The organism is Myxococcus sp. AS-1-15 (genome assembly GCF_020037055.1).
Taxonomy (GTDB): Bacteria; Myxococcota; Myxococcia; order Myxococcales; family Myxococcaceae; genus Myxococcus; species Myxococcus fulvus.
The window spans coordinates 156,755-180,444 of sequence record NZ_JAIQDF010000017.1 but is presented as its reverse complement, the minus strand read 5'-3'; the positions used below and the strand labels follow the sequence as shown (position 1 = coordinate 180,444).

24 protein-coding genes are annotated in these 23,690 nt (G+C 71.1%); 10 read left to right on the top strand and 14 right to left on the bottom strand.

Annotation, left to right across the window (positions count from 1 at the left end):
- Nucleotides 1-61 precede the first annotated feature (61 nt).
- From K8625_RS35625 to K8625_RS35610, 4 genes are all read left to right on the top strand, one after another.
- Entirely contained in the window at nt 62-550 is a 489-nt protein-coding gene (locus tag K8625_RS35625; protein ID WP_223747690.1) for a MarR family winged helix-turn-helix transcriptional regulator, read from the top strand.
- A gap of 185 nt (nt 551-735) precedes the next feature.
- The gene (locus K8625_RS35620; protein ID WP_223785195.1) at nt 736-2,076 is read left to right on the top strand and encodes a POTRA domain-containing protein; all 1,341 of its coding nucleotides are present in this window, start codon (nt 736-738) and stop codon (nt 2,074-2,076) included.
- Between the two features lie 31 nt (nt 2,077-2,107).
- Nucleotides 2,108-2,662, top strand: a complete 555-nt coding sequence (locus tag K8625_RS35615; protein WP_223747688.1) for a TetR/AcrR family transcriptional regulator — start codon at nt 2,108-2,110, stop codon at nt 2,660-2,662.
- Between the two features lie 46 nt (nt 2,663-2,708).
- Nucleotides 2,709-3,137, top strand: coding sequence for an EVE domain-containing protein (locus K8625_RS35610; protein WP_223747687.1), 429 nt, complete (start codon nt 2,709-2,711; stop codon nt 3,135-3,137).
- Here the strand turns inward: K8625_RS35610 and K8625_RS35605 are convergent.
- The 4 genes from K8625_RS35605 to K8625_RS35590 form a co-directional block, all read right to left on the bottom strand.
- Complete coding sequence (locus tag K8625_RS35605) at nt 3,100-4,581, bottom strand: amino acid permease (RefSeq protein WP_223747686.1); 1,482 nt, start codon at nt 4,579-4,581, stop codon at nt 3,100-3,102. The genes K8625_RS35610 and K8625_RS35605 overlap by 38 nt on opposite strands.
- A gap of 75 nt (nt 4,582-4,656) precedes the next feature.
- On the bottom strand, nt 4,657-5,238 hold the full coding sequence (locus tag K8625_RS35600) for a periplasmic heavy metal sensor (protein ID WP_223785194.1): 582 nt from the start codon (nt 5,236-5,238) through the stop codon (nt 4,657-4,659).
- Nucleotides 5,235-5,834 carry a hypothetical protein gene (locus tag K8625_RS35595; RefSeq protein ID WP_223785193.1) on the bottom strand — a complete coding sequence of 200 codons (600 nt, stop codon included), beginning with the start codon at nt 5,832-5,834 and terminating at the stop codon, nt 5,235-5,237. The genes K8625_RS35600 and K8625_RS35595 overlap by 4 nt, the downstream gene beginning before the upstream one ends.
- A complete protein-coding gene (locus tag K8625_RS35590; protein WP_223785192.1) occupies nt 5,831-6,385 on the bottom strand; it encodes a sigma-70 family RNA polymerase sigma factor in 555 nt (184 codons plus the stop codon). Before K8625_RS35590 ends, K8625_RS35595 begins: the two co-directional genes overlap by 4 nt.
- A gap of 72 nt (nt 6,386-6,457) precedes the next feature.
- On the opposite strand from K8625_RS35590, the gene K8625_RS35585 reads away from it, so the two are divergent.
- The 3 genes from K8625_RS35585 to pheA are packed head-to-tail and all read left to right on the top strand — an operon-like array spanning nt 6,458 to nt 8,878.
- Nucleotides 6,458-6,919: a GNAT family N-acetyltransferase gene (locus K8625_RS35585; protein ID WP_223785191.1), complete on the top strand. Its 462-nt coding sequence runs from the start codon at nt 6,458-6,460 to the stop codon at nt 6,917-6,919.
- Complete coding sequence (locus K8625_RS35580) at nt 6,916-8,055, top strand: bifunctional chorismate mutase/prephenate dehydratase (RefSeq protein ID WP_223785190.1); 1,140 nt, start codon at nt 6,916-6,918, stop codon at nt 8,053-8,055. Before K8625_RS35585 ends, K8625_RS35580 begins: the two co-directional genes overlap by 4 nt.
- Nucleotides 8,048-8,878 carry a prephenate dehydratase gene (gene pheA, locus K8625_RS35575; protein WP_223785189.1) on the top strand — a complete coding sequence of 277 codons (831 nt, stop codon included), beginning with the start codon at nt 8,048-8,050 and terminating at the stop codon, nt 8,876-8,878. The genes K8625_RS35580 and pheA overlap by 8 nt, the downstream gene beginning before the upstream one ends.
- Nucleotides 8,879-9,046: 168 nt before the next feature.
- Here the strand turns inward: pheA and K8625_RS35570 are convergent, their stop codons facing one another.
- The 8 genes from K8625_RS35570 to K8625_RS35535 all read right to left on the bottom strand — a co-directional run bounded on the left by K8625_RS35570 (nt 9,047) and on the right by K8625_RS35535 (nt 18,714).
- Nucleotides 9,047-10,156: a 3-deoxy-7-phosphoheptulonate synthase gene (locus K8625_RS35570; RefSeq protein ID WP_141326024.1), complete on the bottom strand. Its 1,110-nt coding sequence runs from the start codon at nt 10,154-10,156 to the stop codon at nt 9,047-9,049.
- Nucleotides 10,157-10,324: 168 nt separating this feature from the next.
- A complete protein-coding gene (locus K8625_RS35565; RefSeq protein WP_223747679.1) occupies nt 10,325-10,891 on the bottom strand; it encodes a tetratricopeptide repeat protein in 567 nt (188 codons plus the stop codon).
- A gap of 184 nt (nt 10,892-11,075) precedes the next feature.
- The gene (locus K8625_RS35560; protein ID WP_223785188.1) at nt 11,076-13,322 is read right to left on the bottom strand and encodes a caspase family protein; all 2,247 of its coding nucleotides are present in this window, start codon (nt 13,320-13,322) and stop codon (nt 11,076-11,078) included.
- Nucleotides 13,322-14,131, bottom strand: a complete 810-nt coding sequence (locus K8625_RS35555) for an ActD protein (protein ID WP_223785217.1) — start codon at nt 14,129-14,131, stop codon at nt 13,322-13,324. Before K8625_RS35555 ends, K8625_RS35560 begins: the two co-directional genes overlap by 1 nt.
- 168 nt (nt 14,132-14,299) lie before the next feature.
- Entirely contained in the window at nt 14,300-15,613 is a 1,314-nt protein-coding gene (locus tag K8625_RS35550) for a GNAT family N-acetyltransferase (protein WP_223785187.1), read from the bottom strand.
- A gap of 51 nt (nt 15,614-15,664) precedes the next feature.
- Nucleotides 15,665-17,317, bottom strand: a complete 1,653-nt coding sequence (locus K8625_RS35545; RefSeq protein WP_223747676.1) for a sigma-54 dependent transcriptional regulator — start codon at nt 17,315-17,317, stop codon at nt 15,665-15,667.
- 44 nt (nt 17,318-17,361) lie between these two features.
- The gene (locus K8625_RS35540) at nt 17,362-18,315 is read right to left on the bottom strand and encodes a GGDEF domain-containing protein (RefSeq protein WP_223747675.1); all 954 of its coding nucleotides are present in this window, start codon (nt 18,313-18,315) and stop codon (nt 17,362-17,364) included.
- A gap of 120 nt (nt 18,316-18,435) precedes the next feature.
- Nucleotides 18,436-18,714 (bottom strand): glutaredoxin family protein, encoded by a 279-nt coding sequence (locus tag K8625_RS35535; protein WP_141326019.1) that lies wholly within the window; start codon nt 18,712-18,714, stop codon nt 18,436-18,438.
- 21 nt (nt 18,715-18,735) lie between these two features.
- On the opposite strand from K8625_RS35535, the gene K8625_RS35530 reads away from it, so the two are divergent.
- On the top strand, nt 18,736-19,893 hold the full coding sequence (locus tag K8625_RS35530) for a DUF4388 domain-containing protein (RefSeq protein ID WP_223785186.1): 1,158 nt from the start codon (nt 18,736-18,738) through the stop codon (nt 19,891-19,893).
- Nucleotides 19,894-19,914: 21 nt separating this feature from the next.
- On the opposite strand, the gene K8625_RS35525 is transcribed toward K8625_RS35530, so the two are convergent.
- A complete protein-coding gene (locus tag K8625_RS35525) occupies nt 19,915-21,387 on the bottom strand; it encodes a penicillin-binding transpeptidase domain-containing protein (protein ID WP_223785185.1) in 1,473 nt (490 codons plus the stop codon).
- Nucleotides 21,388-21,540: 153 nt separating this feature from the next.
- Between K8625_RS35525 and K8625_RS35520 the strand changes: the two genes are divergently transcribed.
- Both K8625_RS35520 and K8625_RS35515 read left to right on the top strand, forming a co-directional pair.
- Nucleotides 21,541-22,455 (top strand): ABC transporter permease, encoded by a 915-nt coding sequence (locus K8625_RS35520; protein WP_223747672.1) that lies wholly within the window; start codon nt 21,541-21,543, stop codon nt 22,453-22,455.
- Nucleotides 22,452-23,360 carry an ABC transporter ATP-binding protein gene (locus K8625_RS35515; RefSeq protein ID WP_223785184.1) on the top strand — a complete coding sequence of 303 codons (909 nt, stop codon included), beginning with the start codon at nt 22,452-22,454 and terminating at the stop codon, nt 23,358-23,360. Before K8625_RS35520 ends, K8625_RS35515 begins: the two co-directional genes overlap by 4 nt.
- A 10-nt stretch (nt 23,361-23,370) precedes the next feature.
- Here the strand turns inward: K8625_RS35515 and K8625_RS35510 are convergent, their stop codons facing one another.
- Entirely contained in the window at nt 23,371-23,619 is a 249-nt protein-coding gene (locus K8625_RS35510; RefSeq protein ID WP_223747670.1) for a sulfurtransferase TusA family protein, read from the bottom strand.
- Nucleotides 23,620-23,690: the final 71 nt, after the last annotated feature.

Below are 23,690 nucleotides of genomic sequence, written 5' to 3'. Positions count from 1 at the left end.
ACGCGTGCCGCGCCCGGGGCAGTCCCTCAGGGGAGCGTCCGGCGGGAGTGGGTGCGATTCCATGCGGAAGAAGGCGACGAAGGCGGCCGTCGACAACTCGCGGGGGCTGCGCGAGCAGGGCGCGCGGTTCTTCGGGAAGCTGCTGGACTTCAATCGGGACCGCTCCGTGCTGCGCGACCCCGTCAAGCAGTTCTGCGACGCGCACGAGCTGAGCTCTCCCCAGAGCCACGTCATCATCTGGCTGGGCCACGAAGGGCCCTTGAACACGGGCGCCCTGTCGCGCCTGGCGGACATCCACGACAAGAGCATCACCGGAGTGGTGGACCGGCTCGAGGCCCGCGGGCTCGTCGAGCGCACCCGCCACCCCTCGGACCGCCGCAGCGTGGTCAACGCCCTCACCCCGGAGGGCCGGTCCATCTACGAGGGCATCCGCGAGCGCATCGAGACGGCGCTCGCGGGCTTCTTCGCCACGCTGCCCCCGGATGAGCTGGAGACGCTCTTCCGCCTCCTGGACCGCCTGCACGACACCGTGCGCGTCCCTCACGACTGACTCCGGAGCCGGGCCATGACAGACACCCCCGGCGCCCCTCACCTCTTCTCCGACCCCAGGCGGAGGCTCGGACGACCTCCACCCGCCCGCCTGGCTCCCACCATGAAGCCGCTCCACCGTCCGCCCTCGCCCGCTCGCGCGCGGGCCCGCGCCTCGCGCCTCGACGCGCTCAGGAGACCCCGCGCATGAAGCCCTTCTCCTCCTGCGTGTGCACGTATCCACCGGCGTGGCTGGTGCTCGCGCTGAACACCGCGCTGATGCCCTCGGACGCGCGCGCCCAGGAGCCGCCCCCGGACGCGCCCACCCAGGAGCTGTCCCGCGCCGTCCCCCCGCCCGAGGCACCGCCCGCACCCGAGCCGGAGCTGACGGGGCGCATCGAGCGCATCGACATCGAGGGCAACGAGCGCACCCAGGAGGTCGTCATCCTGCGCGCGCTGCGCACCCAGCCCGGGGAGCTGCTCACCGCCGGCGCGACGGAGGAGCTGAAGCGACGGCTGCTCAACCTGAAGCTCTTCGAGCACGTCGAGGTGCGCACGCGTCAGGAGGGCGACGGCGTGGCGCTGCGAATCAAGGTGGAGGAGCGCTTGACGCTGCTGCCCATCCCCATGTTCACCTCCAGCAATGGCCAGTGGCAGGCGGGGCTGTTCCTGTTGGAGAGCAACGTCTTCGGTCTGCACAAACTCTTCGTGCTCGGGGCGATGGCGGGCAACCGCGGCGGCAACGTCTTCTCGCTGTACAAGGACCCGGGCATCCGCGGCAGCCGGTGGACAGGCACGCTCTTCGGGCAGTACGCCAAGCTGGACCGCGAGCGTCGCGTGCGCGACATCGTCGTCGACGAGTACACGGACCGACGCCTGGACGTGTCCGGCGTGCTCGGCCACCAGCTCACGCCCGAGCTCAACGTGGGCGCGGGACTGTTCGGTATCTTCAACCGGCCGCTCCGCGCGAGCGAGGACGAGCCCGCTCCTGAACGGAGCCACGCGCAGGGCGTCAGCGCCGTGGCGGAGTATCTGGGACAGGACTTCCACTTTTTCTTCAATGAAGGGCTGTTCGCGCGTCTGAACCTGCGTCAGGGGTTCGACCTGGGGAGTGGTTCCCGGGACTACCGACAGGCGACCCTCACGGCCGCCTACACCCATGCGTTGTTCGGGAACCATGCGCTCACCCTGTCGGGCACGCTCGAATACGTGGATGGAGATTCCACCCTGGACGCGGTGCTGCTGGGACAGCGCACGGGCACGCGCGGCTTCACGCTGGCCACGCTCTGGGCGGAGCAGGCCGCCATCGCCACGCTCGAGTACCAGGTCCCCCTCTGGAGTCCCAGCCTGGCGACCTTCACCGCGCATGCCTTCGTCGACGCCGGGCACGTGGAGTGGAGGAATACAGTCACGCGCTACGTCGCCCCCGGCGCCGGGCTCCGCATGTACCTGCGCAGTGTCGCTGTTCCCGCCCTGGGCCTGGATGTGACGCGGGCTCCCCAGACCCGAGAGCTCGTCGTCAGCTTCGCGGCGGGCCTCTCCATGTAGTCGTGTCGTCCCCCAGACCGCGAGGTCCCTCTTGAGCACGCAACAGCGCACCGCCATCCTCACCGCCGCCACGCAGCACTTCGCCCAGCTCGGCTTCACCCGGGTGTCACTGGAGGACATCGCGCGGCGCGCGGGGCTGGAGCACGGCCAGGTCTTCCGCCACTTCTCCACCAAGGAGGCGCTGTTCATCGAGGTGGTGCGGCAGCACGGCGTGCCGGCGATGGAGGCGCTGGAGCGCGCCGTCGCCCGCGCGCCCTCCCCCGAGCAGCAGGTGCGCACCTTCGTGGAGGTCCGCCAGGAGCAGACCGAGCGCATCCTCCGGGAGCTGAACGTCTCCTTCGATGCCCTGCTCGACATCCTCCCGCTCATCGACCTGTACGTCGTGGACCTGCACGCGCGGGAGCTCGCCCTCCTGGAGTCCGTCTTCACCGAGGGCACGCGCCGGGGGGACTTCCACTTCCAGAGTCCACGGAACGTGGCGGCCGCCATGCTCGCGAGCCTGCGGGAGGTGGAGCGGCTGACGTGGGCGGCCCAGTGCCTGACGTCCTCGGGGCCCGGGAGACAGGCCTCGGACCTGCTGCACTGAGGAACACCGCGCGCGGCGACGCGGCCTTGCTCTATGGTGCGCCGCCATGTCGAAGACCCAGTACTGGCTCATCAAGAGCGAGCCGTCGGTATACCCGTACGCGCAGCTCGAGAAGGACACGCAGACGGAGTGGACGGGCATCCGCAGCTTCGAGGCCCGCAACAACCTGCGGGCGATGAAGCCCGGGGACCTGTGCCTCTACTACCACTCCAACGAGGGCAAGGCCGTGGTGGGCGTGGCCCGGGTGCTCACGCTGGCGACGGAGGACTCCACCGCCCCGGGTGAGGACTGGGCCTCCGTGAAGGTGGCCGCCGTCGTCCCCGTCAAGGCGCCCGTGGAGCTGGCCACCGTCAAGGCCACCGCCGCGCTGAAGGACTTCCCGCTCATCACCCGCAGCCGGCTCAGCGTGGCCCCCGTCACCGCCGAGCACTTCAAGCTCATCCTGAAGATGGGGAAGACGGCGCTGCCGAAGTAGCCGCGGCCTCCGGGGGCCGCAGCAGCGTCACCTTCGGCCCCGTGAAGCTGTGCCGCTGCACCAGCGCCCAGTACAGGCCCAACAGCCCCAGCGCGCCGGCGAACGTGTAGCCGGCGAGCTGGTTGGGCGGCAGCACGAACAGCACCATCACCACCCCGCACCACACCAGCGCGACTACGTTGACCCACGACGACGCGCGCCCCAGGTCCCACGGCCCTCGGTGCGACCACGTCCCGGAGCGGCGCGCGCGCAGGCCCACCCAGACGGGCAAGGCATAGGACGCGTAGAGCGCCAGCGTGCTCAGCGCCACCATGGCCGCGTACGCCTCGCTCCACAGCGCGACCAGGCCGCTGCCCGCCACCGACACCCAGACGGCGACGGCGGGACTGCGGAAGCGCGGCGACACGCTCGCGAGCCACTTCGACGCGGGCAGGCCGTTGTCGCGCGCGAAGGCGAACAGCATGCGCGAGTTGGACGTCACCGAGGACAGCCCACAGAACCACATGGCGCCGATGGCCACCCACACCAGCGCGCCGCCCAGCGCGGGGCCCAGGCCCTGCGTGAGCACATGGAGGAACGGGTTGGCGGCGGCGGCCGTGGTGGGCAGGTCCTGGATGGCCAGCGTCACCGCGCCCAGCAGGAGGTATCCCGCGACGGCGCTGACGGCCACGGACAGGAAGATGCCCCAGGGAGCATTGCGCGTGGGGTCCTTCGTCTCCTCGGAGACATGCGCGCTGGCGTCATAGCCGGTGAAGGTCCACTGCGCCTGGAGCAGGCCGATGAGGAAGCCATAGGCATACAGCGGCGTCTCCGAGCTGAAGCGCGTCATCAGGAAGGCCGCGTCCTGCTTGGGCGCGAACAGCGCGAGCGCGCCGATGAGCACCACCACCCCGCCCACGTGGTACCAGGCGGAGAAATCGTTGAGCCACGCGACGACGCGCACGCCCACGTGGTTGAGCACCGCGTGGGACAGCAGGATGCCCGAGTACAGCGGCAGCACGGACATGCGCTCGCGGGGCCAGCCGAGCATGTCCGCGAGGAACTCCGCGAGCCCGTAGTCGATGCCCGCCGTAATCGCGAACTGGCCCAGGGTGTTCAGCCACGCGGTGAAGAAGCCCACGCGGGGACCGCCGAGCATGGCGGCCCAGTGGTACAGCGCGCCCGCGGTGGGGAACGACGACGCGAGCTGCGCCAGGCTCGCCGCCACCGTGAGCGTCATCACCGCCACCAGCGGCCAGCCCACGCCCATCACCATCGGCCCGCCGAAGCGCAGCCCATGGCCATACAGCGTCACGGCGCCGGTGAGGATGGAGATGATGGAGAAGGAGACGGCGAAGTTGGAGAAGCCACCCATGCCGCGCAACAGCTCCTGCGCGTACCCCAGCCGCTGGAGCTGGGCGGCATCCTCCTCGAGCTGACGCTCCGAATCCGGAAGGTGGGCCATGCCTCCCAGGATACGCGGGCCCCCTCGTCCTTCCCTGGAGGGGTCCACCGAAAGAGCCCGCGTCTGTCCGGAACGCTACGGCTTGCGCGGGCCAGGGCCGCCGGGGCCGGGGCCGTCCTCGCCCGGGAAGCCCTTGCGGAACTCGATGCGCTTCTGGATGCGCATCGTGCCCATCTCCGCCTCCACCTTGCGCCACAGCTCGGGACCCAACAGTCGCTTGATGCGGACCATCAACGACAGGCGGTTCTTGCGCACCGCCGTCTCCGCGCGGCCCACCTCCTCCACCTGCTTGAGCACCGCGTTCTCATCGGTGGAGTCCGCGCGCAGCTGGCGCTCGAGCTGGAGCTGCGCGCGCTTGAGGTCCGCCTCCAGCGGGATGACGGCCTCGTTCGCGTCGAACGTCAGGTCTTGAATCTGCTTCGCCACGTCCCGGGGGATGCCCAGCTTCTCCACCACCTGCGGCGGGATGCCGTGCGCGGCGGGAGGCAGCGGGCCCAACGGGAGCGTGCTGTCCGCGGGCCCCATGACGTGCAGCGTTCCCGGGCCGGCGCGGTGGACGACGATGTTCTCGGGCTCGGACTGGGCCTGTGCGGGCGAGGATGCGAGCAGCGGGCTCAACGCCGCCGCGGCCAACAACATGGACGTGCGAAGCTTCATGGCATCGACTCCTGGTAACTGATGGGTTGAATCGCCGTTCGGAACGGCGGTGCTTCCAGCGCGCGGGAATCCGGGGGACGCAGCCACGCGGCCATCGCCCCGAAAGGTCGGTAGAGGTCATCGCGGTACACGGCGTCGCGCCGCGTGTAGCCACGGACCTCGGTGAAGAGGTCGGACAGCGAGGTGCGGCCCCATTGCGCCAGGGCCTCCGGCTCCGGCTCGGCCTCCGTGTCCGCGCGGCGCAGCTCCAGCTCGGACCGGGGCGCGGTGTCGTCGCCCTGGACGTAGGCGGCTTCCGACACGCGGGGCACCGGTGACTCGGGCCGCGTCAGCCACGTCAGGCCGAGCAGACAGAACGACGCCACCACGCCCGCGGCGACACGGCGGCGCACCTTGCGGCGGCGCACCTCGCCGAGCACGGCCTCGCGAGTCACCGGCGTCAGGGGCGGCGTCACGGGCAGGCGCAGCCGCGACGCCGAGGCATGCACGGCCGCGAGCGTCCGGCATTCCTCACAGCCCTCCAGGTGGGCGCGCGCCTCGGGAGGCCACGGGGGCGAGGACTCCAGGAGGATGGGGGCCACGTCGTGGCATCTCATGGCGTTTCTCCTTCGAGGGCCCGCTCGGCCTTGAGCTTCTTGAGCGCGCGATACAGGTGGATGCGAACGGTGCCCCGCTCGATGCCCATCGCCTCCGCGACAGCGTCCAACTCGAGTCCCTCCAGGTAGCGAAGGCTGAAGGCCGTGGCCTGCTGCGATGGGAGCGCCCGCACCGCGCGGCCCAGGGCCCGCCAGCGCTCGGCGCCGACGAAGCGCTCCTCCGGCGACAGCTCCAGGGGCGTTCCCCCATCCAGCGCCTCACGCAGCACGTTCCACACGCGCCGCCTGCGCAGGTGGCTCATCGCGCGGGACACCAGGATGCGCCGCAGCCATGCGGGCCCCGCTTGCAAGTCCTTCAAACCGTGGCGCTTCTCGTAGGCATCAGCCAGGGTTGCCTGCACCACGTCCCTCGCCTCCTCCGCGTCCCACACCAGCCGCCGGGCCAGGCGCAGCAGCCCGGCCTGCTCCGCCTCCAGGAGCGACTCGAACCCGGGCGCGGCGGTGGCGCGCGCTGGAGTTCCAGGCTCCTCCAGGATGGCGGTACCCTTCACGGCGGAAAGACCTCCTCGACGGCTTCCATGGAATGAGGACGCACGAGGTCGGAAAACGGCATACTCGAAAGCGTGAGCTCCTCCGAAATCCGACGGATTCCCGCCGCGGAGACCCGTGGCCTGCGCCGCGCCGTGCTTCGCCCCCACCAGCCTCCCGAGGCCGTCGTCTATCCTGGAGATGACGACCCGGACACCGTGCACCTGGGCCTGTACTCGGAAGGCCGCCTGCTCGGGGTGGCCTCCATCTATCGGGAGCCGCCACCTTACGCCCTGAAGGCCATCACCGCGTGGCGCCTGCGGGGCATGGCCGTGGAGCACGGACGCCAGGGACAGGGGCTGGGCGCGGCCCTGTTGAAGGCGTGCATGGAGCACGCCGTGACGCAGAAGGGCACGCAGGTGTGGTGCAACGCGCGGTCGACCGCCTCGGGCTTCTATCGCTCGCTCGGGTTCATCCAGCACGGAGAGCCGTTCGAGCTGCCCGGCATCGGGCCCCACCACCTGATGTCCCGCGAGCTGAGGGAGCCGGGGCGATGAGCACCTCGCCGGACCTGGACGCGCTGCGCATCGCCATCGAGAACCTGGACGAGGAGATTCTCGACGCGCTCCGCCGCCGCATGGACCTGGCGGACGACGTGGCGCGCTCCAAGCTGGCCACCGCGGCGCCGTTCCGGGACCAGCGTCGCGAGGACCTGCTGCTGCGCCGCATCCGCACGCGCGCGTCCGAGCACGGGTTGGACCCGCACGAGACGGAGCGCATCTGGCGGCTGGTCATCGACATGTCGGTGGCGCGGCAGCAGGCGCTCGTCACGCGGCTGGACACGACGCCGCTGCGCGTGGGCTATCCGGGCGTCGAGGGCTCCTACAGCCACCTGGCCGCGCGCAGGCTCTACACGGGCCGCGCGGGCGGCGTGCTGCTGACGGGCTTCGACGATGCGCGCGAGGTGGTGGAGGCGGTGCGGCGCGGCGAGCAGGACCTGGCGCTGCTGCCCATCGAGAACACCACCGCCGGCAGCATGAACGAGACGTACGACCTGCTCGCCGAGGGTGGCGTGGTCATCACCGCGGAGCTGGTGAGCCAGGTGGACCACCGGCTGCTCGGGCTGCCGGGCGCGAAGCTGGAGGGGCTGCGCGAGGTCATCTCGCATCCGCAGGCGCTGGCGCAGTGTGAGGCGTACCTGCGCGAGAAGCTGCCGTGGGTGCGGGCGGTGCCGGACTCGGACACGGGTGGCGCGGCGCAGAAGGTGCGTGAGCGCAACGACGCCACGGTGGCCGCCATCGCCAGCGAGACGGCCGCGCAGCGCTTCGGCCTGGAGGTCCTGGCGCGCGAGCTCCAGCCGGAGTTCGACTACACGCGCTTCGTGGAGGTGGGCCGCGAGCCCACGCCGCTGGCGCCGGGCGTGCCGTGCAAGACGTCGCTGCTGATGGTGCTGGAGCACAAGCCGGGCACGTTGGGAGAGATGCTCCAGCGGTTGACGCTGCGGGGGGTGAACCTGAGCAAGCTGGAGTCGCGGCCCATCCCGGGGCGGCCGTGGCAGTACCGGTTCTATGTCGACGTGGAGGGACATGCGGCCTCCGCGCCGCTGACGGCCGCGCTGGAGGACATCCGGCCGCTGACGTCCTTCCTGCGCGTGCTGGGCACGTATGCCCGGGCCGAGGGAAGCCATGGATGAGTTGTCGCCCTCGGAGATTCGCGTCGCGTTCCAGGGAGAGCCGGGCGCGTATGGGGAAGAGGCCCTGCGGGTGTTGTATGGGCCGGACGTCGAGGCGGTCCCCTGCCCCACCTTCCGCGCCGTGTTCGAGGCGGTGGCCGAGGGCCTCGTGGACAGCGGCGTGATTCCGGTGGAGAGCTCGCTGGGCGGGCCGGTGGCGGAGAGCGTGGACCTGCTGCTGGAGCATGACCTGCCCATCTCAGGTGAGCTGTCGCTGCGCATCCACCACTGCCTCGTCGCGCCCCCGGGACTCGCGCTGGAGGACGTGGAGCAGGTGCTGTCGCATCCGCAGGCGCTGGCGCAGTGCGCGGGCTATCTGCGGCGGCGCGGCCTCAAGCCCGTGCCCGAGACGAACACCGCCATCGCGGCGCGAAGGGTTTCTCGCGAGGCGCTCCCGCGCACGGCGGCCATCGCCAGCAGCCTGGCGGCGGAGCTGTACGGGCTGGTGGTGCTCGAGGACGGCGTGGAGGACTCGTCGGACAACTACACGCGCTTCGTCACGCTGGGCCAGGAGCCCGAGCACACGTGGAAGCGGCGCAAGACGGCGCTCGCCCTGACTGTGCCCAATGAGCCTGGGGCGCTGTACCGCGTGCTGGGTGCGTTCTCCGCGCGCGGGCTGGACGTGTCCCGACTGGAGTCGCGTCCCCAGCGTCGCGCGTGGGAGTACGTCTGGTGCCTGGATGTGGAGGGCGCGCTGGAGGAGGCGCGCGTGCGCGAGGCGGTGCAGGCGGCGCAGGCGGCGTGCATCACCTTGCGCGTTCTCGGCAGTTACGGCGTGGCCTGAGTCGAGCGCCACGCGGGCGCTCTCCAGAGACTGTGTGGCTTGCGTCGAGCACCTCGCCGCGCGGGCTTCATCAGCCCGTCGCGATGGCTCCCCGCGCATGGGCACGCCTCGCGGATGCGCCGTCGCGACGGCGTGGCCTGAGGCGAGCGCCACGCCGCGCGGGCGTCATCAGGCCGTCAGGCCGTCGCCGTTCTTCACGGCGGACTGGTACGCCTCGCGGATGATCTGCGTGTAGCGCTGGAGCGCGCCGAGCTGCTCCATGCGCAGCGCCTGCGGGCCGTCGCACAGCGCGGCCTCGGGCTGCGGGTGGAAGTCCACCAGCACCATGGACGCGCCCGCGATGAGCCCCTGGCCAATCGCGTGGAAGATGTCCGGCAAGCCGTCCGGCGGCAGGTCCGCGCGGCCGATGGCGTGCGACGGGTCCACGCACACGGGCATGCGCGTGAGCCGCCGCACCACGGGCACGTGCGCGAAGTCCACCATGTTGCGGTGCGGGTCACCCAGGTGCGTCTTCACGCCACGCAGGCAGAAGACGATCTTCGGGTTGCCCTCGCTCGCGATGTACTCGCAGGCGTTGAGGGACTCCTCCAGGGTGATGCCCATGCCGCGCTTGAAGAGCACCGGGAACACGCGCTGCTGACCGATGGACTTGAGCAGCTCGAAGTTCTGCGCGTTGCGCGTGCCCACCTGGAGCATGACCCCCGTGGCGTTGCCCGAGCGCTCCAGCGCGTCGCGAATCTCGTCGATGTGGCGAGGATGCGTCACCTCCATCGCCACGACCTTGATGCCGTGCTTCCCCGCGGACTCGAACACCCACGGCAGGCACGCCGCGCCCAGGCCCTGGAACTCGTACGGGTTGGTGCGAGGCTTGTACGCCCCCATGCGCGTGGTGCGGATGTCGTGGCGCGCGAGCGCCGCCATCATCGTCTCCACGTTCTCCTTCGTGTCCACCGCGCACAGGCCCGCGAACAACTGCACCGAGCGCTCATCGAACGTCACGCCGTTGTACTCGAAGCCCGTCGTCGTGCGCTGGCCCTTGTGCCGGCCGATGACCCGGTACTTCTGCGACACCCGCACCACCTGCCGCACGCCCGGAATCTGCTCGAAGACCTCCGTGGGCACCTGGGCCGTGGAGCCCAGCAGGTACACCTCCGTCACCGTGAACTCCGCGCCCTCGATGACGTGAGGACGCGGCGTCACCCCCTTGTACTGGGCGGCGGCTTGGAGGACTGCGGACACCACGGACTCGGGTGAGTCCGGCTCGAGCATGACGATCATCTTCGGAATCTCCAGACAGCTCTGTCTTGTAGGTCTTTGAGTGGGCGCGGACCGGGTCGCGCGACTTGTAACATCGGGGACGCGCGGATGCGTCCACGCGCGGGCACGCGGCCCGCCCCGAGCGAGCGGACGCCTCGGGGCACGCGGCCCCCTGCCCCGCTGCCTGCTTCAATGGCCCGCGGGCCGCAGCCGCAGGGCCAGCTGCGCGTAGTGGTCCCGCTGGGTCGTGTCGCCCAGGTTCTCCCAGATGTCGGACAAGGCCTTGGCGGCCTCGACGTACGCGGGAGACAGCTCCAGGGCGAGCTCGAAGGTGTACCGGGCCAGCCGATAGCGCGCCTTGTCGGGACGCCGGGAGCCTCGGGTGAGCAGCGCGTTGCCGCGCTCGTAGACCTCGATGGCGGCGGCCTCGCGGTAGCCGGGCTCCGGGTTGAGCTGGGTGGCGCGGCCCATCAGCTGGGCGGCGGCCTCGGGCTCCCCGAGCTCGAGCTGACACAGGGCGGCCTCGCGATGCGGGTCCGCGGCGGACGGGTCCACCTCGATGGCGCGCTCGAAGCAGTGCAGGGCCTCTTCCGCGCGGCCGAGCCGAGCCAGGGACGACCCCCGCGCCGTCAGGGCCGGGAAGTGCTTCGGGTCCACGGCGAGGACCTTGTCGAAGGCGGAGATCGCGGCCTCGTGTTGGCCTGACATCGAGAGGCTGGAGCCCTCGTTGAACGCCGCGAACAGCAACTTGGACATCGTGCCCCCAGGGCAAGGGTTGCCCGGCCATGCCGTTGGCCGTTCATCCAGCCTCGCACCGTGGAGCACCCAGTGGAAAGCCGTTCCAGGTCGTCCCGGCTTCGTCCGACTGATGGGAGCCATCCGCTCCGCTCGGGGCCACCCCGGGGCTCGAACCCCATGAGTGGCTCCCTTGACGCTCCGTTCAGAGGCGCAGACCCGCCTGGACACCAGCCCACATCAGGACGTCGCGGTCCGACGACTTGGAGAACCGGCTGAGCGCCGTCACCGGCTCGCCGTCCGTGGCGTGCAGGATGTTGAAGGTGGGACCCGCGAAGATGGCGAAGCGCGGCGCGAACGCGTAGCCCACCATCAACCGCCCCTGGTGCAGCATCCGGTTGTCCGCGAGCGCCCCGCCCCACTCGTGGATGGTGTTCGACACCACGTCCACGTCGAAGTAGAGCCGCTCGGTCAGCGGCACGTGGCCGCCCAGGCCCACGCCCGTCGTCCAGTGGCTGGGGCCCCGGTGGTCCGGCACCGCGCCCATGCCCACCACCAGCGTCGTGTAGAGGTAGCGGCTGCCCACCTTGAGCGCGACGTTGGCGTAGTTGAAGTCGTTGCCGTAGGCCTCCACGTGGAACTGGCCGTTGCGCACGATGTTGAGCAGGCCCACCGGCACGCCGGACTCCAGGTTGTTGGCCACGTTGACGATGCCCAGCTGCAGGCCGTTCATCTTCCCGGCGACGTTGATCAGGCCCACCTGCGCGCCCGTCACGTCTCCGCCCACGTTGATGAGCGACAGCTGCGCGCCATGGAGGGTGTTCACGCGGCTGACGCCCACCGCCATCTGCACGCCGCGCATCGTCCCGGCCACCCAGCTCATGCCCACCGCGGCCTGGTAGCCGTCCATGTCGCCGTTCACCCAGCTGCTGCCCACCGCCATCTGCACGCCCCTCATGGACGCGCGCGACACGTTGGCGCCCACCGCGAGCTGACCGAGGAAGCCGCCCTGGCTCGCCATGTTGAGGCCCACCGCGGCCTGCAGGCCCTCCGCCCTGCCGCTGACCCAGTTGCCCCCCACGGCGAGCTGCGCGCCCTCCATGATGTCGCGCGCCACGTTGCCGCCAAGGGCCGTCTGCACGCCGTGCGTCTCACCCGAGCCCCAGTTCGCCCCCAGCGCCATCGCGAAGCCATCCAGCCGCCCCATGGTCGCCAGCCCCAGGGAGATGGAGAGCGCGTTGTCCATCTGCTGCCCGCCGCCCCACAGGTCGTTCGTCTGGAGCTTCGGGGCCAGGCCCAGGTTGACGAAGCGGAAGTTGCCGCGCGCGGGAGCCAGGGGCTCGACCATCGGCCCCTGCGCGCCGGCCACCGGAGCGCCACCGCCACGCATCGCCGTCAGCTCGCCCTGCATCGCCACGAACGCCGTGTGGGCCAGCACGGTGCGGCCCGCGTCGCCCACCGTGAGCACCGCCTGGGAGCTGGCGCCGCGCGACTCCCGCGTCACCGTGTAGCGGCCCGGCTGCAGCCCCAGCTCGGTGGAGCGGCCCGCCAGCTTGTTGAGCTCCACCACGAGGCGCCCGGGCTCGTCGCGGATGAACAGGCGCCCCTCCACGTTCTCGTCCATGACGAGCACCGCGGAGGTGGTGCGCAGGTCCGTCATCACCAGCTCGCCCGTGCCGGCCAGCTCGATGTCATAGGCCGGGTGCTGCGCGCCCGCGCGCGTGCGCTCCGTGCGCGCGAGCGTCTCGTGGAAGGCGAACTGGTAGGCCTCGTGCAGCGTGACGCGGCCATCCCCCGTGGCGTCCGCCGCGCCGCGCAGGCCCGACACCAGGTTGTGCGTGAAGAACGAGCCGCCGATGCGGTCCGACTCCTGCGACACCTCGTCCTCCGACGACGAGGTGAGGATGGCGTGGCCCCGCACGGCGGTGGACGTGTCCACCAGGAACGCGGGACGGCGCACGCCGCCCTTCGAGCGCGCCAGCGTGCCGGAGGCGCACGAGTCCAGGATGGCGATGCGCACGTCCGCGGGGAGCTGCTCCAGCGCCTGCCGCAGCTCGCGGTAGCCGAAGCGGTCCTGATGCAGGAGCAGCCCCTCCTCGTCGGAGTGGCCGGAGTAGTAGATGAGCGCCTCGGTGCGTCCGCCCGGCGTCTTGCCCGCGGCGACCATCGCCTTGAAGCGGGCCAGCGCGCTCTCCAGCGCCTTGCGGTCGCCCTCGAGCAGCATCATCCGGTCCTGCCGCTGCACGCCGCCGAGCTCCTCCAGCACCTGGCCGAAGGCGTTCGCGTCGGTGACGGCGTAGCGCAGCTTCGCGCGACCCGCGCCGCCGTCGTTGACGCCCACGAGCAGCGCGAACCGGCGCACGGCGACGGGGTTGGACGAAGGGGTACCGGCTGGGGCCGCCGTGGCCAGGGTGGGAAGCAACAGGGACAGGAACAGGAGTGACCGCGCCATCACGGCACCTTCTCCAACGTGAAGGATGTCTGGGCCAGGGTACCCGGAAGCGGGAGCGGCCGGGTGCTCGCCTCGGTGGGCTGACGTGCGAGCTTCCGCGCGGACTCCAGCACGAGGCCCACATCGATGGGTGAATCCGAGGTGACGAAGAAGAAGCGCTCGAAGGCGGGGGCGTCGTCGAGCTCGTACGCGTGCGCCAGCGATACCGCGTCCCCCTTCTGCAGCCGGGTGCTGCCCACCAGCGTGGTGGGGTGGTGGAGCGTCACCGCCCCCCGGCCATCCACGGACACCACCGTCCCGTAGCGCCGTCCGCCGGCGAGGTAGCTCAGCTGGAGCAAGTCGCCGCGCCGGGCGCGCGTGCGGTCCGCGAGCAGCTCCGTGGAGCCGTCATGCTGCCGGTACACCAGGAGCCGCGCGTCGCCCTTGATGCCGACCGTCTCCTCCATCAGCTCCACCCGCGCGGGCACCAGCGCCGGGGGCTCCGCCAGCCGCTCCGGCTGGGCCGACAGCATGAGCAGCACCAGGGACGCCGCCACGGGCAGCCCCATGGACAGCCCATGCCAGCCCGGGTCGCGCGCCGCGCTCTCGCGCTGGACGTCCGCGGTGCGCGCGCGGCGGGCGACCTCCCGGGCGAAGTCCTCGGGGGGATGACGGGCCAGCGTCTGGGCCGAGTCCGCCTCCAGCCGCGCCAGCCGGGCCCTCCCGTGAGGCTCGCGCTCCAGCCGGACGCGAGCGTCGGCGAGCGCGTCCGGGGACAGCTCGCCCAGGGCAATCCGCTCCAGCAGCCAGTCAGGGGTGCACAGGGCCATGCTCACGAAGCCTCCAGCGCGGTCCACAAGCCCCATCTCCAGGCCTCCGCCGCGCCCTCCGCCCACTGGAACACCACCCTGCCCTGGAACTGTCACCTGCCCGTGAGGACACGCCCCGGCGTCGAGTGGCGCAGGTGCGCGGATGTGGGCCCCGACTCGGGCGGGGGGCTAATAGGTGAGGACCATCAGCTCCTCGTCCACGTAGGCGCCGCCGATCTTCAAGGCCCGGGGCTCCACGCCGTAGGTCTGGAAGCCGACGGAGCGGTACAGCGCGTGCGCGGACGTGTTGCCGGCGACGACGGCGAGCAGGAGCTGCTCGACGCCGGGCAGCTTGCGTCCCTCCGCGATGGCGGCCTGGAGCAGCCGGCGGCCCAGCCCGCGCGACTGCGCCTCCGCCGGGACGTACATGCCCCAGACCACGGCCTTGTGCGCGCTCTTGCGGCGAGGCTCCCGGCGCACGCCCACCATGCCCACCAGCTTCGTCCCGTCATAGGCGCCGAGCACCCGCTGCGAGTCGCTCGACTCCAGCCGCGCGCGCATCTCGTCGAGCGAGCGCAGGGACTCCTCCTCGAACGAGGTGCCGAACGACTCCGGGTGCTCCTTGAGCGCGCGCAGCCGCAGGGCGAAGAAGGCCTCCACCTCCGAGGGGAAGATGGGGCGCAGGGCGATGTCCCCCTCCCCGCTCGAGCGCCCCTCCTCCTTGAGCACCGCGGTGAAGCCCCGGACGAAGTCCGGGTAGCGCGGCGTCCAGCCCAGCTCCTTGAGCCGCGCGTTGGAGATGGCCCGATCTCCCCGGAGCGACTCGTGCAGCGTCTCCAGAGGCACGCGGGGTGGAGGCGACATGCCCAGCCGGTGCGCCAGCCAGGTGACGGTCTCCTCCAGCGGCGCGGCCCGGTCATCCGCCGCGCAGTAGAGCGCGCCCGGCGTGCCGCGCTCGAGCACCGCGAGGATGGCCGCGCCCAGGTCATCGACGTGGATGCGGGAGATGCGCCCGCCTTTGTCCGGGAGCCGGAGGTTGCCGGAGAGCAGCCGCGAGTGCGCGCCGCGCCCCGGGCCGTAGATGCCGGCGATGCGCAGCACCATCGCGCCCAGCGGCAGGTAGCGCGACTCGGCCTCCAGTCGCGGCAGCGACGCGGGCCAGGTGACGTCCACCGGCGTGTCCTCGTCCACCACGCCGCGCGCGCCGCCGTAGACGCCGGTGGAGGACAGGTACATCAGCCGCGCGGGGGGCTGGGCCGAGAGCGCCTGGGCCAGGGCCACGTCGAGTCCGGCCTCGGGCGGAATGGAGACGACCACGTGCGCGCCCTTCGTCTGGAGCAGCGCGTCCTCCAGCGAGGCGACGCGGGCGCCCGCGCGCTGGAGCTCCTCGCGGCGGGCGGTGTCCCTGGTGGTCGCGAGCACCTCTCGCCCCGACTGGGCCTGGCTGACGGCGAGCCTCGTCAGCGTGTATCCGGAGCCCAGCAGGACGAGAGGTGGCGTCATGCCCCCCGCGATAACGGGAGCGGGGGGCGAACGCAAGGCGGGACGTGTCGACTACAGCTCCGCGCTGGCGCGCGGGTCGATGATTCCGCACTCCTTGATTTTGTAGAGCAGCGCCTTGTAGCTGATGCGCAGCTTGCCGGCCGCGCGCCGCTTGTTCCACGCGGTGCGCTGGAGCATCGCGAGGATGGCCTCGCGCTCGGCCAGCATCGCCGCGCGCTTGCCGATGTCCTTCAGCGACAGCTCGCCCGTCGGCGGGGGCGGAGGCGGCGGCTGGGGCACGTCGAACGGGTTGACGTAGCGCGGCGCCGGAATCACCGTGTTGAGCGGCTCGTGCACCACGGGCGTCGGCGCGTGCGGCTGCATGTGGGACAGGGCCGTGGCGCCGGCCACGTTGCGCGAGGGCATCTCCAGCACCTGGACGGACGAGGCCGGCGGCGCGCGCACGGGCTCCTCCATGCCCCGGCCGCCGTAGACGCTGTCGTCGCCGGCGTACGCGGTGGGCAACGACGGGGCGCTCGCGGGAGCGCGGCCCTCGCCGTGGAGCTCGTCGAGCACCAGCGTCGGGTCCTTCAGCACGCACAGCCGGCGCACCATGTTCTCCAGCTCGCGCACGTTGCCCGGCCAGTCGTAGTCCGCGAAGGCCTGGAGCACCTCGGTGGGCAGCTCGTTGACGCCGGAGATGTACTGGCGGCCGTACTTCTTGAGGAAGTGGTCCGTCAGCGGCATCACGTCCTCGCGCCGCTCGCGCAGGGGCGGCAGCCGGATGGCCACCACGTTGAGGCGGTAGTAGAGGTCCTCGCGGAAGTTGCCCAGGGCAATCTCCTTCTCGAGGTCGCGGTTGGTCGCCACCACCACGCGGCTGTCCACGCGCACGCTCTTCTTGCCACCGACGCGGAAGAACTCCTCGTCCTGCAGCACCTGGAGCAGCTTGGCCTGCAGCCGGATGGCCATCTCGCCAATCTCGTCCAGGAAGATGGTGCCCTGGTCGGCCAGCTCGAACTTGCCGGGCTTCTCCGCCGTGGCGCCCGTGAAGGCGCCGCGCTCGTGGCCGAACAGCTCGCTCTCCAGCAGCTCGCCCGGCAGCGCCGCGCAGTTCACCTTGATGAAGGGACGACCGCGGCGCTGGCTGCGCGCGTGGATCTCACGCGCGATGACCTCCTTGCCCGTGCCGGACTCGCCCAACAGCAGCACCGGGACGTTCTCGTTCGCGATGCGCTCCACCAGCGCGCGCGCCCGGCGCATGGACGGCGACGTGGAGATGAGCACGCGCGCGTCCGCGCCCGTGTCCACCACCGGCCGGGGCGCCACGCCCTGGACCACCGGCTGACGCTCCGGGGCACGCGTCCCCAGGGCGCGCGCCAGCGCGTCCTGCAGCTCGTCATTGCCCAACGGCTTGGACAGGTAGTCGCTGGCGCCCATCTTCATCGCCCGGACCGCGTCGTCCGCGCCCGTCAGGCCGCTGAGGACGACGACGGGGGCATTGCCCCCCTGCCCCCGGTAGCGGCGCAACACCTCCAGGCCGCTCATCTCGGGCATGACGACGTCCAGCAACACCGCGTCGAACGAGCCTCCCGCGAGCATCTCCAGCGCCTGCGCGCCACTGGACGCACAGCGCACCTGATAGCCCGCGCTCCCAAGCAACTCGGACAGGAAGGTGCGAACCGACTCCTCGTCATCCACCACCAGCACCGCGATCCGATCCATCCCCTCGCCTCCGCTCGCCCTCTGCATCGAACCTCCGCCCATCCTCACACCGAGAGCCGGGTCATGGACCCGGTCAGTCGACGAAATTCACGCGTGCGCCGCATCTCCTGCTGCGCCGCGCTCAAGAGCTGCATCGGCGTCCCCACGGTGTCCGGGAAGCTCACGGCCCCCAGCTCCAACGTGGTGCGCACCACCCGTCCATCCACCTGGAAGCGGGCCGCCTCGAACCTCGCGGCCACCCGCGACAACAACACCGGCACCGCCTCCGCGGGCGTGCCCGGCAACATCAGCGCGAACTGGCTGTCGCCCACCCGGGCCACCGCGTCCGCCTCGCGGACCGTCTGCCCCAGCACCACCGCGCTGTACACCAGCAGACGCTCCGCCATGCCCCGCCCGTACTCCTTGCGAAGCGCGCTCCAGCCCCCCACCTCCGCCGCCACCACGGAGAACGTCCCGCCGTAGCGCTCGCACCGGCGCACCTCCAACCCCATCAGCGCCAGCAGGAACGGCTTGTTGTAGACGCCCGTCACCGGGTCATGCAGCGCCAGCGCCGTGTCCTCTTCCTCACCCGCCGCGGCCCGCAGGACCGCGGCCTTCAGCCGCAGCTGCGCGTGCAGCTTCACCGCCAGCTCCGCCCCGCTGCCCCCGCGCGGCACCACGTCCACGCACTGCCCCTTCTCCAGGCAGTGCTGGTAGGCCCCCGCGTCCTGGGGGTCCACCATGTACAGCAGGGGCACGGTGCCTCGGCTGAGCTGCCGCAGCCGCCGGGCCACCTGCACGGCGCTGAAGTCGGGCGCCTGCACCGCGAGGATCACCGCCTCCGGCCGGATGACCTCGAACAGCGGCACCGCCGCGTCGAAGCGAGTCACGGGAACCACACGGAAGCCGGCCTCCCCGAGGAGCATCCGGGTCCGCTCCAGGTCGTCCGCCCTCGGCTCGATGAGCAGCACGGTGGGCGGCTGTCCCGCCTTCCCCACCCGCTTGCGTCGAACGCTCACCACATCCGCCTCCCCACCAGAATTTTCTCCACCGCTCCTCCGGCGCGTGCCCGGAATTACAGTCTCCAGCCCTTCCCTGACCTCTTCATCCCCCCGGATTTCCTGGGGAAGGGCATTCGGCTACCCATCCTGGGCAGCGGTTTTAGCAATGGACATGCCACCTTGGACTTCACGCAGCCGGGCCTCCAGCTCGGCCTCCGTGACGCGGTATTTGAAGGCGGGCACCCCGTCGATGACGATCACCGGGATGTCGTAGCGCCACCGCTCGAACAGTTCCGGGGACTCCAGGATGGAGATGAGCCGCAGCTCGAAGGGGATGCGAGCGCGGACGGCCTCCACGACGTCGGCTGCCTTGTCGCAGAGCGAGCATTTGGGTTTCGAGTAGATCTCGACTCTCATGGCGTGCAGGATGGACGGCCGATGCGCGGCCTGACTGGTGACTTCTCGACGATGCCCCTCAAGGACCTCGTCGTCTACCTCGGGAACCGACGGGCCACGGGCTCGCTCAAGGTGGAGCGCGGGGACGTGCGCAAGCAATGGGTCCTGCGTGACGGGCAGGTCGTTTGCGCCAGCTCCAATCAGCCTCGGGAGTTCTTCGGTCAATTCCTCATCAACATGGGGCATCTGACGGAGGCCCAGTTGGAGAAGGCCTTCGCCACGCAAGCCCAGACGCGGGTGTTCCTGGGCAAGGTGCTGGCGACGTCGGGAGTGGTGCCGGAGGCGATGGCGCGCTCGACGTTGAGCCACAAGTTCCGGGAGATGATGTTGGACGCCTTCCACTGGCAGGAGGGGGAGTTCACCTTCGAGGCCTCGGACACGGCGCCGGACATCGCCGGGTTGGATGTGGAAGTGGACCTGGTGGACATCCACCGCGAGGGCGAGTTCCGGGAGACGGCGTGGGAGGCCATCCGCGCGGTGTTCCCCACGGGCGGCACGCGGCTGGCGGTGGACGAGCGCAAGCTGCCCGAGCGCAAGCCCGGCAGCATGGACGAGCGCATCATCCAGCTCATCCATGACGGGCTGAGCATCGACGGGATGGCGCGGGCGCTGCACGCCACGGACTTCTTCCTGTACCAGCGGCTGTACGCGCTCTATCGCCTGGACGCGGTGAAGGTGTCGGACGAGGCGCCCGTCCCCGTCACGGCGGCGGTGGTGGAGGAGGAGAAGCAGGAGGGCGGCGTCATCGGCGCGGAGTCGTCCTCGGACGAGGTGCTGCAGGCAGCGCAGCTCTTCCTGGACGCGGGCAATGTCCGGGATGGCGAGGCGCTCGCGCGGCAGGCACATGAGATGTCCCCGTCGCCCCGCTCCGCGGCGCTGGTGAAGTCGGCGCAGGAGAAGCTGCTGGCCGAGCTGCGGCGGGAGCTGATGGACTCGGCGAAGGTGCCGGCGCTGCTGGTGGCGCCCGCGAACCTCAAGACGCTCCAGCTCACCGCGCCGGAGCGCTACCTGCTGTCGCGCATCGACGGACGGCGGGACATCGCCGCCATCGTCCACGTGTCGCCGCTGCAGGAGCTCGACGCGCTGAAGTTCCTCCACGGCTTCGTGGACATGGGGCTGGTGAAGCTCACCGCGCGGTAGGAGGCCACGCGGGCCTCGCGCTCAGTGCTTGCCAGCCGCCGACGCGGGCGCGGTGACTTCGACGGGCGCGGGCACTCGCTCGAGTCCGAGCCGGATGGCCTCACGTCCGAGCCACGTTCCCCGGATGCGCCACTTCGGGTCATTGACCACGAGCGCGGCCACGGCGACGCGCGGGTTGTCCCGGGGCGCGAAGCCGACGAACCACGAGTAGTCCCGGAAGGGATTGCGGTCCGCGAGCGTGCCCGTCTTGCCCACCGCGTCGTCCACGCGGAAGTGCCGCTCCCGGAAGACGCCGCGCGCGGTGCCGTGCGTGACGGTCGTCTCCAGCATGTCGGTCAGCGCCTTCGCCGCCTCGGACGTCAGCACGCGCTCGGGCTCCTCGGGGGGCAGCAACACGCCGGGCCGAGGCTCGGGCTCCACCAGCACCGGGTCCACCCACAGCCCATCGTTCGCGGCCACGGACGCCACCAGCGCGCCGTGCAGCGGCGAGAGGTAGACATCCCCGAACCCCGCCCCCGTGTTCGCCAGCGCGAAGCCCTCCTCCGGCACCGCCGCGAGCGACACGTCCGTGGGCACCACGAAGTCGATGGCGCGATTGAAGCGGAAGCGCGCGGCCATGTGCCGCAGCACCTCCGCGGAGAGGTGCTTCTGCGTGAGCTTGGCGAAGATGACGTTGGCGCTCTTGCCCATCGCCATCGCCAGGGAATAGCAGGCCCCGTCCCGCTCGCTGTCCTCCAGGTGCCGCTCCGTCAGCCGCCGCTTGCCGCCGTGGAAGCACTCCTCCATCTCCGGCGAGACACCGGCCTCGAGGAGCGCGCTGCCCGTGACGATCTTGAAGATGCTCGCCGCCGGGAACACCGCGCGGAACGGCAGCCCCCGCAGCTCCGGCTGCGCCGCCGAGTGCTCCGCCAGCGCCAGCACCCGCCCCGTCGACGGCTCCAGCACCACGGCCGCGCCGTACGGCACCTCGTAGTCGCGGAGGATCTTCGTCAACTGCGCCTGGAGCACCGGGTCCACGGTGAGCACCTTCTCCTCACCGTTCTTCTCCTTCACCACCAGTCGCTCACCCTGCAGCTTCGCGCGCGCCAGCAGGTCCTGGGACTTCGCCATCGTCCGCAGCGTGGTGATGGGAGGCGCCGTCAGCCGCGAGGGCACCGGCGAGGGCGGCACCAGCCCGGGCACCGTCACCAGCGTGGCCAGCCCACCGTCCGCCCCGCCCTGCACCGCGGCCGCCGCCACCGCCTCCGAGTCCGAGCCGCCGTCCTCTCCCGGAATTCCCTGGGCCTCCAGCGGACCGCCGCCGCCCGCGTGGGCCCCGGGCCCCGCGTCCTCGGGCGCCATCGCCACGCTCCCCGCATCCGGGGAGGACGCCACGACGCCCGCGTCCTCCGGGCCCACGGCCGGAGCGCTCCCGGGCGGGGACGCGTTCGCGCCCAGCAGGAGGGAGAGCGGCAGCAGGGCGGCGGCGAACAGGAGTCGTCGGCGAATCGTCATGTGCGGCGCGAGGGGGGCGAGGAGGGGGGAGGCAGGCGAATCCTAGCGGCTGGCGGCCCGCTGTCCACGGACGCTTCCCTGCCCGCCCGAACGGCGCCCTCGTCAAAAACCAGGCGACGGCGTGTGCACCTCCCCAGTAGGGTCCCCCACACTTTGGACGGACTGAAAGAAACCCTGGTCATCTGGAGCGCGGAGCTGCGCCGGGCCGTGCGCAGCGGGCGCGCGGTGGTGCTGCTCGGGCTCTACAGCATGTTCTCCGCGCTGGTGCTGCTGGTGGTCGGCTGGCTCGCCCGTGAAGTCCGCGCCGCGGTGAACCAGAAGCTCGCCGAGGCCGGCGGCGCGGACGCGGACACGTCCGCTCGCTTCGCCGAGGAGATGCGCAAGGGGGTGCTGGGCTTCCTCACCAGCAACGACACCGCGATGATGGAGGCCCTGGCGCAGGTGCCCATCGAGGTGCTGCTCGTCTTCAAGGTCACCCTCTTCTTCCTGCCCGCCTACGTCGCGCTGATGGGGTTCGATCAGATCAGCGGTGAAGTCGGCCCGCGCTCCATGCGCTACCTCACGGTGCGCGCCCGCCGCTCCTCGGTGCTGTTGGGCAAGTTCCTGTCCCAGGCGGCGCTGCTGGTGGGCCTGGTGCTCGTCATCGACCTGGCCATCTTCATCTACGCACGCATCGCCAACCCGGACTTCGGCTTCGCCGCGCTGAGCCTCAACCTGCTCAAGTTCTGGATGGCCGCCATCGTCTTCTCGCTGTCCTACGTGGCGCTCACCACGCTGTGCTCCAGCCTCTTCCGCAGCCCCGCGGTGAGCCTGGTCTTCAACTTCATCCTGCTGTTCGTCTTCTGGCTGATGGACACCGTGGGCCGGGCCTCCAGCGCGGTGGACGCGGCGTCGGGCCAGCAGGAGGGAGCGCTGCGGTTCCTGCGCTACCTGTCGCCCTCCTATTACGCCGGGGACCTGCTGCACCCGAGCTTCACCGAGTTCGGTGTGAGCGGCGCGGCCTACGCGGGCTTCGCGACCATCTTCCTGCTGGGGGCCTACGGCGCCCTGCGCGCGAGGGACCTGTGAGCGAGCTGGCCATCGAGTTGTTCGGCATCACCAAGCGCTTCGGCCCCAAGGTCGCGGTCAACAACGTCAGCTTCTCCGTGCCCCGGGGCGCGGTGTACGGCCTCATCGGCCCCAACGGCGCTGGCAAGACGACCACCTTCTCCATGATGTGCGGCTACCTCTATCCGTCCGAGGGCACGCTCAAGGTCATGGACGTGGACCCCACCACCCCCGGCGCCCTCAAGGGCCGGCTGGGCGCCCTGCCCCAGGACGCGGTGCTGCCCCCCGGCTGGGAGGTGGGCGCGCTCCTGATGTACTGGGCGAAGCTGTCCGACCTCGACGCCCCCGAGCGCGAGGCCCGCGAGGCGCTGGAGAAGGTCGGGCTGCTGGAGGCCTGGAACGTCCAGACGCAGGCGCTCAGCCACGGCATGGCCAAGCGCACCGCGATGGCGCAGGCGCTCATGGGGCAGCCCCCGCTGGTGCTGCTCGACGAGCCCACCGCCGGACTGGACCCCCGCATCGCCGCGCAGGTGCGCCAGGTCATCAAGGACATGAAGGGCCGCCAGACGGTGGTGGTCTCCAGCCACAACCTCCAGGAGCTGGAGGAGCTGTGCGACGCGGCGGCCATCCTCGACAAGGGCACGCTGGCGCAGGACGGCAGCATGTCCGAGCTCACCGGCCAGGGCGCGGAGTTCCGCGTGCAGATCGCCCGCGGCACCGTCATCCCGCCCGAGATCGCCACCCTCCCCCACGTCACCGACGCGCGCCTGGAGGGCGAGCACGTCCTCGTGGTGCGCTTCGGCGGTCAGGTACCTCCCGAGGAGGTCATCAGCCGCGTCGTGGCCCACCTGCTCCAGAGCGGCGTGCTCATCCTCGGCGTCAGCCGCGGCCGGCGCCTGGAGGATCGCGTCCTCCAGTTGCTGTAGCCACCGGGTTTCAACCCACCTTGCGGACCCAGCCCACGTAGCTCGTCTCCCTGCGCTCCAGGCGGACGAGCTCGTGGCCCGTGGCCTCGCACCAGGCGGGCAGATCCGCCTCCAGGCCCCTGTCGGTGGAGACCAGCTCCACGAGCGTGCCGACGGGCAGCCGCCGCATCGCCTTGGCGATCTCCAGGATGGGCACCGGACAAGGCCTGCCGGAGGTGTCCACTCGCACGCTGTTGTCCATCCGCGAACTGTCTCCCATGGGTGAGATCCGAGCGTGCGGAATTTTTCCGAGAACCGCCCAGTTTTCGGGCCCCTGAGGGGCCTTGGTGG